Origin of the sequence: Buttiauxella sp. 3AFRM03 (assembly GCF_003675305.1) — a bacterium.
Classification (GTDB): Bacteria; Pseudomonadota; Gammaproteobacteria; order Enterobacterales; family Enterobacteriaceae; genus Buttiauxella; species Buttiauxella ferragutiae.
The window spans coordinates 1158106-1174581 of sequence record NZ_CP033076.1; the positions used below are offsets into that span (position 1 = coordinate 1158106).

Consider the following 16476-nt stretch of genomic DNA (forward strand, 5'->3'; position numbering starts at 1 on the left):
TTTTTTAGCCCGACACTGGCCGGGCTTAGCATTAATAGCCGTTATGCAAAGAGACCTGTCCGCTCGGTGATTCACCTTTTTCAATTTCACGAATGGTTTTTGCAATGTACTCCATGGCTTCTTGCGGCCGAGTCACCGCCGCCAGATGCGGAGTGATGGCAATGCGAGGATGCTTCCACAACGGGCTGTTTTCAGGTAGAGGTTCTTTAGCAAATACGTCGAGCATTGCAGCTTTCACTTTGCCACTATCCAGTGCAGCCAGCAGATCGTTTTCGACCAGATGTACGCCCCGCGCAAGGTTCATAACATAAGCCTCATCGGCCAGTTGATTGAGCATTTGGCTGTTAATAATACCGACGGTTTGTGGCGTATTGGGCAACAAGTTAATAAGCACGCGGGTGCCATTCAGGAAATCGCTCAGTTCTTCGTTCCCGGCATAGCTTGTGATACCTGGATAATTTTTCTTGCTGCGACTCCAGCAACGAACCGGGAAATCCCAGGCAGCGAGGCTTTCTGCCACTTTCCCGCCTAGCACGCCCGCGCCGAGCACACCAATGGTAAAATCTTCACGGCGATAATCTTCCAGTGGCAACCATTTGGCCTGCAGCTTCAATGCCTGATAATCATCGAAACGGCGGAACCAGTGCAGCACCTGGCTGACGGCATATTCCTGCATTTGTAGCGCCATGCCGGTATCTTCGAGGCGAAATAGCGGCACGCCTTCGGGCAGCATATCCGGATGCGTCTGTAGTTTACTCAGAATGGAGTCCACACCTGCACCTAACGCAAACACACCTTTCAGCTCACTATGCCCGCTGAGCATCTCGACCGGAGGATGCCATACCAGAGCGTAATCAGCTGGCTGGTTATCGCCAGGACGCCACTGGCGAACCCTGGCATCGGGAAAGAGCTGCTGCATACCGTCGAGCCAAAATTGCGTATCAAATGTCGGGTGGTGAAAAATAATATCCATGCTTTCTCCATTTATTCTTGTACTTACGCGTAGCGTTTAACAATACAGTAGATGAATGTAATAAAAAATCACCTCAGCGTTGCTGTTTTAAGAAGCAAGTTGTTTGAAGTTTGGCTAAACGCACCGACTTTGCTTAAAAGTGAATTGACGCAGCCCCCAGTTTTCCCTACATTAGCGCCCGTTCCGGCAGGTAAGGAACAACAAAACGGTGAGGTGTCCGAGTGGCTGAAGGAGCACGCCTGGAAAGTGTGTATACGGCAACGTATCGAGGGTTCGAACCCCTCTCTCACCGCCACATTTGAAGAAGAGCTCGTATGCAAATACGGGCTTTTTTTTCGCCCGTAACCCGTGGAGAGATGGGTGAGAACCCTCGACCCGAGGTTTGAGAAACACATTAGGACGTCAAGCATCATGTCCGCACAGCGGGCACACAAATACCCTTGAGCACCTGAACTCAAAAATTCAGGTGCTTCAGATGTAATATGAAATGTGAGAAATGCAGACTTAGCTATACTCCAATCCTGTATAAGAGCCTGGAGTAATAGCTTGTTCAAAATCTTCCATTGGCAAAATACAATGAAGGTTCTCATATCGCGAATACGATTCACTGAATGTGATCGATTCTTTTTTCGCCGCCATGATGATGTCATAAACAGCTTCGTGTGCCTTTGCCTTCCCTAGTCCTCTTTTGCATAACTCCATCATGACATTTTCACCATTAATCATTCCTTTGGTGATATTTAAATTTCTTTCCATGGCTGCTTTATCAATAAAGAGGTCTTTTAAAAGAACTTCAGTTTTTAAAATTATTTCATGGGTAAGTAAATTAGCTTCTCTTAATAAGCTATCAATAACTAAATTACTACAACCATCAGCTTCAAATGGCCTTACTGCCATATTTAATATAGTTCCTGGCAAACTAAATAAAACCTTTGAGTTGCCTATAATTCCATAACATAAGGCAGGATTGATTTTCTGCGGCATTGTACTACTTCCAACCTGCCCCTCAGAAAAACCTTCGCTCATTTCAGAATATTCTTCAGATGAGCTGATATATACTTCTTCAGCTATTTTCGCGCAAACATGTGCAATCAAAGTCAAATTGTTCACATATTGGCACATATGTACCCTGATTGACCTGCTGGGAATTTTCATTTCTCCCATACCTAACATATCAGCAACCCGCGATTGCATTTCAGGTCCTACATCAGGCAAAGTATGAAATCCACCTACTGCTCCGCCCATCATAACTTGAAAGATACCGTTGGCAGAGGTGATGAGAATGTCTTTACATCTTAAAAGCTCATCTTCCCATACCGAAAATTTAGTATTCAATAATATTGGCAAGGCATGTTTTGAGTGTGTTCTGGCCGCAATTACAACGCCTTCATTACGCCTTTTAAGTTCGCCAATATTGATAACCATCTTATCTATTATAGAAATAAATTCCTGATGAAACTTCTTACATATATAAAGCTCGGCTGTTTGCTGAATATTTTGCGTAGTTATTCCATAATGAATATATTTAGCCGCATCATCACCAACAATCCGTCCTAGTTCATTGAGCACAGGGACCAATGGATGTTTTGTCTTTATATATCCCTGGATGATATTTTTTTTATCAAGAAGAGATATATCACAGTGTTTAACAATAATGTCCCCTTGTTGTTGAGGTATGATACCCAACTCAATCTGAACCTTTGCTAATACAGCTTCAATGTCTAACCAAACTTGGTAAATGCTGGTATCTTGATATATATTCTCAAAACCATTTCTGTTCAGGGTATAACTTGTTGGATCATAACATGTGGTCATTGCGAGACACCTTTAAGCAAAAATAAGTTGGGTATAAAACAGGGTGGAAAATATACCTACAACACAAGGGATAGCTGCTCTTTTCAGCACTTCAAACGGGCTAACCTTTGCCGCAACAGCTACTGCAATTACTACCGCCGCCACCGGGGATAATGAACGTCCAAAACCAGCAGCATGTTGCATCGGTACCAGCATTTGTACTGCTTTGACGCCCGCTGCGCTTGAAAGCTCATTACCCAAGCTCGCAAAGCTAACAAATGCGGCACTGCCTGACCCTGTTAACATCGCAGTAAATGCGATAATTGACATACCGAAAATTGTAATAAGGATGTAGTGAATATCTCCTGCTAAGATCATGGATTTTAAAGCAGTGATCGCACCAATGGCATCCAGACCTAAAGTAAACATAGTTGCTGCAACAATTAAAACAACAACCGTACTAAATGCACCAGCCATGCCTTTGAAAAATTCGAAAGAATGCTCCAGAGCTAATTGTAAATTTCGTTTTTTACACGCATCAATTGCAACGATCAATATTAACGAGGTAAACATCGCAATCGGCGCATTAATTTTAATACCGTCAATACCGATATCAGAAAATATCATTAATAATGCTAATGGCAGGAACGGAAGCACTGCATAAAATTTAGGGATGGAAATGCCTTTTTCTTCTCCAGTAATGTTATCTACTCTTTGTTGATTTTTATGACCATCTCTTTTATCAAACCATTTTTGGACAAAGAAATGTGATACGGCAACTGTCAGCGTCACAGGTATAGCAACTAAGATTTCTGTAGTTGCAAAATACTCTGTTATCGACATGTCTAACAATTCTGCAGCGACATTTGAGTTTCCAGAACCCGGCCCTAGATCCAGGGAGCCACATGTTCCAATGACTACAGCAGCAGAAAGTGGGCTTACCCCTGCTTGTATCAGAATAGGATAAAAAGAAATTAATAACAGCATGGCAAGCCCTGCGGGACTTGGAATAACTAAATTTAACGTTTGGCCAATGATAAACGCCATCGCCAAAATCAAATATGGCTTATTAATTATTTGTAGTGGTTTAGCGCAAGCTTTAACCAAGCTATCAGCCGCACCTATTTTACTCATATATGCAGCAAAACCAGCTGATGTCATAGCAATCATACCGATCGTTGCTGTGCGTTCAGACATAATTGCACTGAATGCTCCGAACAAATCAAAAAAGGTTGAGCCAGTCGTGGTGAATTTATATTGTGCCCCCATAAATTCAGCTATACCGCCTTGAGTGAATACCACTCCGATAGTCAGCATTAAAAGACCTGAAATGGTCAATGTTGTATGAGTCTGATAATTTTTTATAATCATATACATCGTAATAAACACAACCGGCACAGCCATATATGCAATCATTTTTTAGTATCCATATTTATTCATAGTAAAGTTTTCATATTTCTATGCGGAAATTTACGACCAAATGCTCACGTTAATAACAAATTGCAATTATGTATATTTCACTATTTACTCATTACCAACTCGATATTGCTTAGGTGATAAATGGAAATAACGTTTAAATTGTTTAGAAAATTCATACTGAGATGAATACCCTAGTTCATTTGAAATTTCTAACACCCTGAGATTTGTAGTCCTCAGTAAAGTACATGCTTTATCCAGACGACGCCGGACCATATAGTTCATAAGTGACAGGCCAGTCTGTTCTTTAAATTCTTTTCTGAAAACTTCATAATTCAATAAGTTACTCTCACAATATGATTTAAGGTCAATACGTTGATTAAGAAATTTATCTAAATCTAACTTCACCTGATTAATACTTTCATTTTCATATTGCGCATGGAAAGCTGGTGTTTTATTAAATATACTATTCAGTAACTCTATGAATTTTATATAAACACTTGGCATATCCACTTCACTTGCTTTTTTGATAAACTCCATAAAACTGGTAAAATTATCAATAATTTCTAATGGGCATGAAGTTTGATAAACAACTTTCTTGTTGTCAGGCAGTAAAAATGATGACAAGTGTTTATATAAATTTAGATCACAGTCTAAATAATATTCCTTCCAGGATGGCTGGCTTTCGCAATGACTGGAGTGTTTGTATTCTGGTTTTCTTAAAAAAACAGAACCTTTCTTCAAATGATGCAACTGCTCCTGAGAGTCAACATAAGTACCCTTACCTTCTATAACAAGGACTAATGAGAAGTAAGGGAACGTTACATTGATATGTTTTTTTGTTTTTCCTTCTCTGTCAATATAACCACACCCAATCCAACTACCACTATTGCCAAGCGCTTTTGAATAGTTCACGGATGCCGTTGTTTTTGAAGAACTCTCAAGTGGTTCAATAAATGGGACTTTAATCTGATATTTATGTCTGTTTTCCATTTCTCATCTTTTCAACATATTGAATATAGAAAATTAACTTGTCCAATTACATTTATTTACGGCTTTCAAGCATTAGAATACTTTATATACTACGGGCTTTTATTCAACAAAAAAATATCACTCCTGGGTTTAAAGATATGCTCATTGGGACATTTCAATATACAGATCACACATTTAAAACTTTATCTAAAATTAAACGAATTCACCGCGCTTACCACCCCCTCTTGAGAAACCAATCATCCACATACTGTTCGCGGTACGGAAAGGGCATCTTTCAGATGTTAGAGTTACCTTCAGCATCTATGCTGGCGTTTTATTCACCTCATTCTCAAGCATCGTTCACACCTTAACCGAACGGTACATAAACCAAAGATTAAACTTGACCGAATGAGGTTGAATCCCTATAGTAGCGCCCCGTTGCCCCCAGAAGTTGGCAACAAAAACAAAACGGTGAGGTGTCCGAGTGGCTGAAGGAGCACGCCTGGAAAGTGTGTATACGGCAACGTATCGAGGGTTCGAACCCCTCTCTCACCGCCATATTTAAAGAGAAAGTCTGAATTCACGTTCAGACTTTTTTTTCGTCTGTAGTTTGTGGTTTTGTCGGATAAAAAAACCCGAACCTAAGTTCGGGCTTTTACATGTTAGTCAGTGTTACCTTTGCTAAATCGCTCTCGTATCACCACAAAGAACACCGGTACGAAGAAGATAGCCAACAGGGTTGCGGATAGCATCCCTCCCATCACGCCGGTCCCAACCGCGTTCTGCGCACCACTGCCGGCACCACGGCTAAGAACCAAAGGCATCACCCCTAAAATAAACGCTAATGATGTCATCAGGATTGGGCGTAAACGCATTCGCACTGCATCCAGCGTGGCTTCCATTAACCCTTTACCCTCTTTTTCCATCAAGTCTTTGGCGAATTCAACGATCAGTATCGCGTTCTTCGCTGATAGCCCAATCGTCGTCAGCAACCCGACCTGGAAATAGACGTCATTATTCATGCCGCGCATTGCCGCCGCTAACAGTGCCCCAAAAACGCCAAGTGGCACCACCAGCATCACCGAGAACGGTATCGACCAGCTTTCATAAAGTGCTGCGAGGCACAAGAACACCACCACCAAAGAGATAGCGTAGAGTGCAGGTGCCTGGTTTCCAGAAAGCCTTTCCTGATACGACATTCCGGTCCAGTCATAGCCGATACCGGACGGTAATTGAGATGCCAGTTGTTCCATCAGTATCATCGCGTCACCGGTACTTTTACCCGGAGCAGCCTCGCCTAATATTTCCATTGATGGCAAACCGTTATAACGCTCCAGACGTGGTGAACCGTACATCCAGTGAGATGAAGAGAATGCTGAAAGCGGTACCATTTGCCCGCTGCTACCGCGAACATAGAGGTTGTTGATGTCCTTAGGCAGCATGCGGAAACGGGCATCAGCCTGCACATAAACCTTCTTCACACGGCCATGATCGATAAAATCGTTCACGTAAGTGCCGCCCAATGCACTAGCAATGGTCTGGTTGATATCCGTAATGCTTACACCGAGTGACTGTGCTTTTTCCTGGTCGATTTCCAGTTTGTACTGTGGAGTATCTTCCAGCCCATTCGCACGAACACGAGTGAGGATATCAGGATGTTTTGCCACCATGCCCATCAGTTGGTTACGCGATTCAGTCAGTTGCTGGTGCCCAAGGTTTGCCTGGTCAATCAGTTCAAAGTCAAAACCTGTGGCGGTACCCAGTTCCATGATGGCGGGTAAGTTAAACGGGAATATCATGCCATCACGAATTTTGCCGAACGCTTTGGTCGCACGTTCAACGATGGCGCCAACCGCATTCTCCTTGCCGGATCTTTCATCCCACGGTTTCAGGCTAATAAATGCAATCCCGGAGTTTTGCCCCTGCCCACTGAAGCTAAAACCGTTTACGGTAAATACCGATTCAACATTGGCTTTTTCGGTACCAAGATAATAGTCAGTAATCTGATCGAGCACTTTCTGCGTTCTTTCCTGGGTTGCCCCCGCAGGTAATTGCACCATCGTCATAAACACGCCCTGATCCTCCTCGGGCAAGAATGAGGTCGGCAAGCGCAGAAACAGAAACGCCATACCGGCAACAATAATCAGATACAGCAGCAGATAGCGCCCAGTATTACGCAAAATGTTGCTGACACTGTTGGTGTAGTGATTGGTGCTGTGATTAAACTTTTCGTTAAACCAGCCAAAAAAGCCCGTTTTGTGATGCGTTTCGGCAGTAACCGGTTTTAGCAATGTGGCACACAATGCCGGAGTAAGGATCAGTGCCACCAGTACCGACAGCGCCATGGCTGAAACGATGGTAATCGAGAACTGGCGATAAATAGCGCCGGTCGAACCGCCAAAGAAAGCCATCGGAATAAAGACCGCCGACAATACCATCGCGATCCCGACCAGCGCCCCTTGAATCTGGCTCATCGACTTCTTAGTGGCTTCTTTTGGCGAGAGATGCTCTTCAACCATCACGCGTTCGACGTTTTCCACCACTACAATCGCATCATCTACCAACAGGCCGATCGCCAGCACCATACCAAACATGGTGAGCGTGTTTATCGAGTAGCCAAACGCGGATAAAACTGCAAATGTCCCCAGTAACACCACCGGTACTGCAATCGTTGGGATTAAGGTCGCACGGAAGTTTTGCAGGAACAAATACATCACCAGGAATACCAGGATGATGGCTTCGAACAACGTTTTCACCACTTCATGAATGGAGATTTTCACAAACGGTGTAGTGTCGTACGGGTAAACCACTTTCATCCCTTGCGGGAAAAAAGGTTGTAGCGAGACCAATTTCGCTTTGATCCCTTCAGCGGTATCCAGCGCATTTGCACCTGTCGCCAGCTTAATACCCAAACCAGCAGCGGCCTGCCCATTAATTTTCGCCACTGTGTTGTAGTTTTCCCCCCCTAGCTCAATACGGGCGACATCACTTAAATGCACCACCGAGCCATCCGGATTCACTTTCAGCGTCACTTTGCCGAACTGTTCCGGGTCACGCAGACGCGTCTGGGCAATAATCGAGGCGTTAAGCTGCTGGTTTTTCACTGCAGGCGTGCCACCGAGTTGCCCCGCAGCAACCTGGTCGTTCTGCAGTTTTAACTGATTCACCACATCGCCCGGGTTGAGCTGGTATTTGTTCAACGCCCCCGTATCCAGCCAGATACGCATCGCATACTGCGCACCAAACAACTGCACATCGCCAACCCCGTTGGTCCGGCTGATAGCATCTTTGAGATTCGACGCCACATAATCGGAAATGTCATCCTGGGTCAGGCTTGGGTTGTCAGAGATAAAGCCCGCCACCAGCAAAAAGCTGCTGGAGGACTTTTCAACGCTAATGCCCTGCTGCTGCACTTCTTGCGGTAATAACGGCATCGCCAGTTGCAGTTTATTTTGCACCTGAACCTGGGCAATATCCGGGCTGGTGCCTGATTTAAAGGTCAAGGTGATCGTCACGCCACCAGCGGAGTCACTGGTAGAAGACATGTACATCAGGTTATCGATACCGTTCATATTCTGTTCGATAACCTGCGTCACAGTGTCCTGCACCGTTTGCGCATCCGCACCCGGATAGGTTGCCGTTACCGCAACCGCCGGAGGTGCAATCGTCGGATACTGCGCGACCGGGAGTTGTAATATCGCAAGCGCGCCAGCAATCATCAAAATGATCGCCAGCACCCAGGCAAATATTGGTCGTTCAATAAAAAAATTAGCCATTTTCCAGAACCTTAGCGTGTTTGGGTAGCAGCGCTATCCTGTACCACCTGTACAGCAACACCGGGACGAACGCGTTGAAGCCCACTAACGATGATTTTCTCACCAGGCTTAATGCCTTTTGTCACCAGCCATTGATCTCCAATCGCCTGAGGTGCGGTCACTTCGCGGACTTCTGCTTTGTTATTCTGATCAACCACCATCACGGTGGCGTCACCGCGAGGATTACGCGTCACACCTTGTTGCGGCACTAGAATCGCGTCCGGCTTAATGCCTTCGTCAATTTTTGCGCGCACATACATACCCGGCAGTAACTGGTGCTGCGGATTCGGGAATACGGCACGTAAAGTAATGGAACCGGTGGTTTGATCGACCGTCACATCAGAAAACTCCAGCTCGCCGTTTATCGGGTAAAGCTGGCCATCTTCCATCAGCAGTTGCACCGCAGTTTTTCCATTAGCTTTCTGCAGACTACCCTGCTCAACCGACTGCTTTAACTGCATAAAGTCATTGCTGGATTGCGTGACATCGACATAAATCGGGTCAAGCTGTTGAACCGTTGCCAATGAAGAAGCCTGACCATTAGTGACCAGCGCCCCTTCGGTGACATTCGACTTACCAATGCGCCCGTCGATAGGAGAAGAAACTTTGGTATAGGCGAGATTAATCCGCGCATTTTCTACATCCGCTTGCGCCGCTTTCACTTCTGCATCAGCTTGCTGAGCGGTTGCGACTGCCTGATCGTATTCCTGTTTGCTGATGTAATTGGTGCCAAGCAATGGCACATAACGTTTCACCGTCAGATGCGCAATATTCGCAGCGGCTTTTGCTTTAGCGAGCGCCCCTTGCGCACTGTTCCATGCAGCCTGGTAAGGAGCAGGATCAATCTGGTAGAGAGAGTTTCCCGCAACAATATCGCTGCCTTCGACAAAATTGCGCTTCAGGATGATGCCACTGACCTGCGGACGAACTTCCGCCACGCGGAACGCGTCAGTACGCCCAGGAAGTTCAGTCGTCACCGCCAACGGAGCCGCTTTAGCGATATAGACATTGACCTGCGGCGCAGGCAATGCAGCCTTTTCGTCGCCTTTATCATTACAACCCGCCAGAATTCCCGCTGCGACCAGAAGTACCGAAGGCAGGATGATGAACTTGCCATATTTCTTCATTACGATTCCTTAAAGCATGATTCTTGAAGTAAAAACTTGCAGTCCGGGGGCAAAGAAAAGCGCCCCTGACAATGAAATCCTGTTATTTCGCCTTACCAAAACGGCGACTTATCACGACGAAAAATACCGGGACAAAAAAGATCGCCAGCAGCGTGGCAGAAACCATGCCGCCCATCACGCCAGTGCCCACGGCATTTTGCGCACCACTTCCCGCGCCATCGCTGATAACCAGCGGCATCACGCCCAGCATAAAGGCCAGCGAAGTCATCAGAATGGGGCGCAGGCGCATGCGTACCGCATCGAGCGTGGCTTCAATTAACCCTTTGCCTTCTTTGTCCATCAGGTCTTTGGCAAACTCGACGATAAGAATCGCGTTCTTCGCCGACAGTCCGATAGTGGTCAGCAGCCCAACCTGGAAGTAGACGTCATTGTTCAAACCACGCAGCGCGGCGGCCAGCAGTGCACCGACCACACCAAGCGGTACAACCAGCATGACTGAGAAAGGGATCGACCAGCTTTCATAGAGTGCAGCGAGGCACAAGAAGACGACTAATAATGAGATGGCGTACAACGCCGGAGCCTGGTTGCCAGATAGACGTTCTTGATAAGACATTCCCGTCCAGTCAAAACCGATTCCAGTGGGGAGTTTCGCCGCCAGATCTTCCATTAGCAGCATCGCTTCACCAGTACTTTTACCCGGTGTGGCTTCACCCAGAATTTCCATAGAAGGCAGACCGTTGTAGCGTTCGAGGCGTGGAGAACCATAAATCCAGTGCGCGCTGGCAAATGAAGAGAATGGCACCATTTGCCCACTGCTCCCACGCACGAACCAACTGTTAATGTCCTGCGGTAACATGCGGTTCTCCGCACGCCCTTGCAGGTAAACTTTCTTCACTCGCCCGCTATCAATAAAGTCATTAACGTAGGTACTGCCGAGGCCGGTAGCGATCGTCTGGTTAATATCGGAAATGCTCACCCCCAGCGACTGGGCTTTCTCCTGATCGACTTCCAGCTTAAATTGCGGGGTATCTTCCAGCCCGTTCGGGCGAATACGAACCAGCATATCCGGACGTTTTGCGATAGATGCCAGCAACTGGTTTCGCGCCTCGGTCAGCGCTTTATGCCCAAGGCTCGCCTGGTCGATTAACTCAAAGTCAAAACCGGTGGCGGTTCCCAGCTCGGTAATCGCAGGTAGGTTGAAGGCGAAAACCATGCCATCGTGGATTTTGCTAAATTCACGAGTGGCACGCCCGACAATCGCCCCCACTTCATTCTCTTTGCCAGGGCGTTTATCCCAGTCTTTCAGGCGCACAAAAGCCAGACCATTGTTCTGACCTTTACCGCTGAAACTAAAGCCGTTAACGGTAAATACCGAATCAACGTTTGCGGATTCTTTGGTCAGATAGTATTGGGTTATCTGATCCATGATTTTTTCGGTTCTGGCTTGTGTTGCCCCGGCAGGCAACGTCACCATAGTCAGGAACACCCCCTGGTCTTCTTCGGGTAAAAATGACGTAGGTAAGCGCATGAACAATACCGCCATTCCGACTACAATCAGGACATAAAGCAGCATGTAGCGCCCGGTGCGGCGCAAGATCAGCTTTACGCTGTCGGTATAATGATTGGTGCTTTGTTCAAAGCGAGCGTTAAACCAGCCGAAGAACCCAGTGGTTTTACCATGACTGCCTTTAGCAACCGGTTTGAGCAAGGTGGCACACAGGGCCGGTGTCAGAATTAGCGCGACTAAAACCGAAAGCGCCATCGCCGAGACAATTGTTATCGAGAACTGGCGATAGATAACGCCTGTAGAGCCGCCGAAAAAGGCCATTGGGATAAATACTGCCGACAGCACCATGGCAATCCCCACCAGCGCGCCCTGTATTTGCCCCATTGATTTTTGTGTCGCTTCTTTCGGTGAAAGCCCCTCTTCCACCATCACGCGTTCGACGTTTTCCACCACCACAATGGCATCATCCACCAACAAGCCTATCGCCAGCACCATGCCGAACATCGTCAGTGTGTTTATCGAATAACCAAACGCGGCCAGAATGGAAAAGGTCCCCAGCAACACCACCGGCACGGCAATAGTCGGGATAAGCGTAGCGCGGAAGTTCTGTAAAAACAGATACATTACCAGGAACACCAGCAAGATAGCTTCGAGCAGAGTTTTGAACACTTCGCGAATGGAGATTTTGACGAATGGCGTGGTGTCGTAGGTATAGACAACGTTCAAACCGTGTGGGAAGTAACTTTGAAGTTTAGCCATTTGCGTCTGCACCGCTTTGGCGGTATCCAGCGCGTTAGCGCCAGTGGCTAATTTAATCCCCAGACCGGCGGCAGGTTTGCCATTGTAGCGGGCGATCACGTTATAGTTTTCGCCGCCTAGTTCAATCCGCCCGACATCGTGCAGTTCAACCCTGGCACCATTCGGCTGCACTTTAAGTAAAATGTGGCCAAACTGTTCCGGATCGCGCAGACGGGTTTGGGCAATAATAGAAGCATTGAGTTGTTGGTCTGCAATGGCGGGCGTTCCGCCAAGTTGCCCGGCAGCAACCTGTGCATTCTGAGTTCTAATCTGGTTAATCACATCTAGCGTGGTTAACTGGTATTTATTCAACTGATTAGGATCGAGCCAGATCCGCATCGCATACTGCGCACCAAAAAGCTGCACATCGCCAACCCCTGCGGTACGGCTGATCGGGTCTTTGATATTAGAAGAAATATAGTCGGCAATATCGTCCTGACTCATGCTGCCATCTTGTGAGATAAACCCAGCCACCATCAGGAAACTGCTGGAGGATTTTTTAACACTGATCCCCTGTTGCTGGACTTCCTGTGGCAACAAAGGCATGGCGAGCTGAAGTTTATTTTGTACCTGTACCTGAGCGATATCCGGATCGGTACCTGACTTAAAGGTCAGGCTCACCGTCACGCTACCCGAGGCATCGCTGGTTGAGGACATGTACATCAGGTTATCCAGGCCGTTCATGTTCTGTTCGATAACCTGGGTCACTGTATCCTGAACGGTACTGGCGTCCGCCCCCGGATAGGTTGCATTAATGGCAACAGCTGGAGGGGCGATTGTCGGGTACTGCGCCACTGGCAAATTAATGATGGACAGCACGCCAGCCAGCATCAAAATGATCGCCAACACCCAGGCAAATATGGGGCGCTCGATAAAAAACTTCGCCATGTGAAGAGTTCTCTGTTAAAGGTCTAATTCTGTGACGGATATAGTGACCGGAAGCTTAACAGAGGCTATTAAGATTAATGATTCATGCGTGTATGTATAAACTTATATTCCTGGACTGGACTTCGAAAAAATTAAAGCACACAATAATTTCGCTTTTTACCTGAATCTCTACTAATAGAAAAACAAATCGTTAAACATGTTAATTCTTGTAACTAATATCCACAAAGAGTTAATTTATCATGGCAAGAAAAACAAAATCAGAAGCGTTAAAAACACGTCAACATTTAATTGATGTCGCGATCACACTATTTGCTAAAAAAGGCGTTTCGACAACAACACTGGCAGACATTGCTGATGCGGCTGGCATGACGCGTGGCGCGATTTACTGGCACTTTGACAGCAAAGTGTCACTGTTTAATGAAATCTGGAATCTTCAATCCAGTTTTGCACTGGAAATAAGACGTAAACTCAAAACACAAACTCATGACAACGATTTACAATTATTCCGTGAAATCATCATTGAAACATTAAAATTCATTTCAACCGATCATCGCCAGCGTGAGTTACTACAAATTCTTTACCATTCGTGCGAATTTAATGGGGAGATGTATTCCGAGCGGGAAATAAGGGAGCGTATTTGGTTTAATCGGGAAAGAATGAAAAAGTTATTGCGCAATTGTATATCAAAAGGGTTAATTCCTGTTAATACCAATATAGAACTCATGATTACCATTATTCACGGTTATCTCAGTGGTATTGTCAAAAACTGGCTGATGCGACCGGAGAATCTTAATCTCAATGAACAAGCCCCAGAAATCGCCGACAACCTGTTGGTGATGCTGAGAAAATCTGCCTGAATGGGTGATAAAAAGGTGATAACTGTTGGATGACGCTACGCTTATCCAACCTACGTTTTGTAGGGTGGATAAGCGTAGCGTCATCCAACAACAGAAAGTCTTACAAATCCTTGAACGACCCTAACCGATAGCCGCGTTCCGCTATCGCATATTTAAGTGAAGCAGAAGTTAATACATCCAGTTCAGCCAGACGTGGGTAGCAATATTTGCTGGCCAGAATAGTGTTATCGATAAATGAAGGATGGCACATCACTTCAAGCGACAGCTCACCGCGCGCCATAGCCCGATCGAGGGTGTCGAGAAATAGCATTTCGGATATCGAGTCACCATAAAAACCACTGTCAAAGCCCTGAGTGGTTTTTACACCCAGCGGCTCCAGCCCATCGGCTTTAGCGGCATCATAGTCAAAGCGCAGCGGAATGCCTTTCGCCTTCGCGAATGCTTCAACAATTGGGTAGATTTGCGGAATCATATGCACATGATGATGGCTATCGATATGCGCAGGTTCGCGGCCAAATAACTCGACGAATTTCGCAAACTGGCAAGCCAGTTCATGTTCAATTTCCGCCAGCGGCAACGTGCCTTCCTCAGCGCGTTGCCAAATCCATTTGCCCAATTCACCCTTCTCATCCACCAGCCCCGGCATGGCAGACAGCGGACGGCCTAAAGTCAGCACAAAGTGCATACCAATCGCCAGACCAGGATGTTTTGCGCTTAGCGCAACGGCGTGTTCAATCCCCTGGCCGTTAACCATCGCGGTGGTCGACGTCACCACGCCATTGGTGAAAGCATCGATAATTCCGTAATTTTGCGCTTTACACAGCCCAAAATCGTCCGCGTTAACAATTAATAACTTATCCATTGTCGCCTCGGTAAGCTGCCTTCCCCATTCAGGGAAGGCCTCCGGTTATTTAAGTGCAGCAATTGCCTGCGCAAAGTTTGGCAGATTTGCTTCGTGCGCAAGCAACAGGTCGCGGGCAATTTTCTCTGCGTCTTTATCTGAGTGGATAAGCGGGCTTAAATTCAGTGCCAGCAGCACGTCGTTAAAGTTACCGCTAATTGCCGCTTCGCTTGCTGCGACTTCAAAGCCTTTGATGGTGTAAATCAGACCCAGCACTTTCTCATCAAAATGCGTGATGCGTGGAGTGGGTGTTGCGCCATCGCGACCGATAGTACAGGTCATTTCTACCGCCCAGTCAGCCGGAATATTATCAACATGGCCGTGATGCGGCACGTTAACGTAATGCTCACTTTGCTTGTCGTTGTAAATGTCGCTAATCACTTCGCAAGCGGCGTCAGAGTAGTAAGCCCCACCGCGCAATTCCAGCTCTTTTGGCTTCACATTCAGAGCCGGATCTTTGTACAGTTCGAACAGTTGTTTCTCAACTTTCTGGACAACAGTAGCGCGCGCGCCGCCTTTGTAAAACTCGCCCATTTCGATAGCCAGCATCTCTTTTTGCTTGAAGTAGTAGAGCAAATAAGAACACGGAAGCAGACGCAGAGAACGAATCAGACCTTCACTGAATGGCAGATCAAAGATATTTTTCACCGAACCTGCGGTAAGCGTACCTGACGCCACACCATCAAGTAGTTCATCAAAGCGAGAAGTGCCATTAACGATGACATCTTTGATGAACACCATGTGGTTCAGGCCGAACAAGTCGATATTCAATTCATCGGTTGGCGCGAGTTTTAACACATCTTTAATGAACATCTTCATGCCCACCGGAATGTTACACACGCCAATGAATTTCTTGAAATCTGTGTGGCGATAAACCGCTTCAGTCACCATACCGGCTGGGTTGGTGAAGTTAATCACCCAGGCATCCGGACAAATTTCTTTCACATCATTAATGATGTCGAAAATTACCGGAATAGTACGCAGGCCTTTAAACAGACCACCGGCACCGTTAGTTTCCTGGCCCAAATAGCCATAACTTAGCGGGATGCGCTCATCCAGTTCACGGGCTTTCAATTGGCCAACACGCAATTGGGTAGTGACAAAGTCGGCGTCTACTAGCGCTTCACGGCGGTCGAGCGTTTTATACAGCGCAATCGGCACAGCAGCGCGTTCAATCATACGCAAGCAAAGATCAAAGATAATATCTTGTTTCTCTTTACCAGCTTCAACATCGACCAGCCATAATTCAGTAATCGGCAATTCTTCGTAACGTTTAATAAAACCTTCGAGTAATTCAGGGGTATAGCTGCTACCACCACCGATTGTAACGACTTTCAATTTTTTACTCATGAGGACTCCGGTACAAGTTTATTGCACTGTAAATTAAGACAGCGATATAGATGTATTATTGAGGGTTATATCCGACGA

At 46.3% G+C, this 16476-nt stretch carries 10 protein-coding genes and 2 tRNA genes; 3 read left to right on the plus strand and 9 right to left on the minus strand.

All coding sequences use genetic code 11. The features are described from left to right. Nucleotides 1-31: 31 nt before the first annotated feature. Entirely contained in the window at nt 32-973 is a 942-nt protein-coding gene (gene ghrA / locus D8682_RS07075) for a glyoxylate/hydroxypyruvate reductase GhrA (RefSeq protein ID WP_121813913.1), read from the minus strand. Nucleotides 974-1180: 207 nt separating this feature from the next. On the opposite strand from ghrA, the gene D8682_RS07080 reads away from it, so the two are divergent. Next, nucleotides 1181-1268: transfer RNA gene (locus D8682_RS07080), tRNA-Ser, on the plus strand. Nucleotides 1269-1477: 209 nt separating this feature from the next. Here D8682_RS07080 and D8682_RS07085 read toward each other — a convergent pair. The 3 genes from D8682_RS07085 to D8682_RS07095 form a co-directional block, all read right to left on the minus strand. Beyond that, on the minus strand, nt 1478-2788 hold the full coding sequence (locus tag D8682_RS07085) for a lyase family protein (RefSeq protein ID WP_121813914.1): 1311 nt from the start codon (nt 2786-2788) through the stop codon (nt 1478-1480). 12 nt (nt 2789-2800) lie between these two features. Next, nucleotides 2801-4183, minus strand: coding sequence for a C4-dicarboxylate transporter DcuC (gene dcuC, locus D8682_RS07090; protein WP_064547992.1), 1383 nt, complete (start codon nt 4181-4183; stop codon nt 2801-2803). Between the two features lie 108 nt (nt 4184-4291). Beyond that, nucleotides 4292-5176 (minus strand): AraC family transcriptional regulator, encoded by an 885-nt coding sequence (locus tag D8682_RS07095; RefSeq protein WP_121813915.1) that lies wholly within the window; start codon nt 5174-5176, stop codon nt 4292-4294. A 449-nt stretch (nt 5177-5625) separates the two neighbouring features. Here D8682_RS07095 and D8682_RS07100 point away from each other — a divergent pair. After that, a tRNA-Ser gene (locus D8682_RS07100) sits at nt 5626-5713 on the plus strand. Between the two features lie 104 nt (nt 5714-5817). Here D8682_RS07100 and D8682_RS07105 read toward each other — a convergent pair. The 3 genes from D8682_RS07105 to D8682_RS07115 form a co-directional block, all read right to left on the minus strand. Next, a complete protein-coding gene (locus D8682_RS07105; protein ID WP_121813916.1) occupies nt 5818-8931 on the minus strand; it encodes an efflux RND transporter permease subunit in 3114 nt (1037 codons plus the stop codon). Nucleotides 8932-8942: 11 nt separating this feature from the next. Then, nucleotides 8943-10097 (minus strand): efflux RND transporter periplasmic adaptor subunit, encoded by a 1155-nt coding sequence (locus tag D8682_RS07110; protein WP_064548018.1) that lies wholly within the window; start codon nt 10095-10097, stop codon nt 8943-8945. An 82-nt stretch (nt 10098-10179) separates the two neighbouring features. Then, nucleotides 10180-13290 (minus strand): efflux RND transporter permease subunit, encoded by a 3111-nt coding sequence (locus D8682_RS07115; protein ID WP_064548019.1) that lies wholly within the window; start codon nt 13288-13290, stop codon nt 10180-10182. A gap of 239 nt (nt 13291-13529) precedes the next feature. Between D8682_RS07115 and D8682_RS07120 the strand changes: the two genes are divergently transcribed. Further along, on the plus strand, nt 13530-14147 hold the full coding sequence (locus tag D8682_RS07120; RefSeq protein ID WP_064548021.1) for a TetR family transcriptional regulator: 618 nt from the start codon (nt 13530-13532) through the stop codon (nt 14145-14147). A 100-nt stretch (nt 14148-14247) separates the two neighbouring features. Here the strand turns inward: D8682_RS07120 and chbG are convergent, their stop codons facing one another. Together chbG and D8682_RS07130 are read right to left on the minus strand one after the other, a co-directional pair. Beyond that, the gene (chbG, locus tag D8682_RS07125) at nt 14248-15009 is read right to left on the minus strand and encodes a chitin disaccharide deacetylase (protein WP_064548023.1); all 762 of its coding nucleotides are present in this window, start codon (nt 15007-15009) and stop codon (nt 14248-14250) included. Nucleotides 15010-15054: 45 nt separating this feature from the next. Next, nucleotides 15055-16398, minus strand: coding sequence for a 6-phospho-beta-glucosidase (locus D8682_RS07130; RefSeq protein WP_121813917.1), 1344 nt, complete (start codon nt 16396-16398; stop codon nt 15055-15057). Nucleotides 16399-16476: the final 78 nt, after the last annotated feature.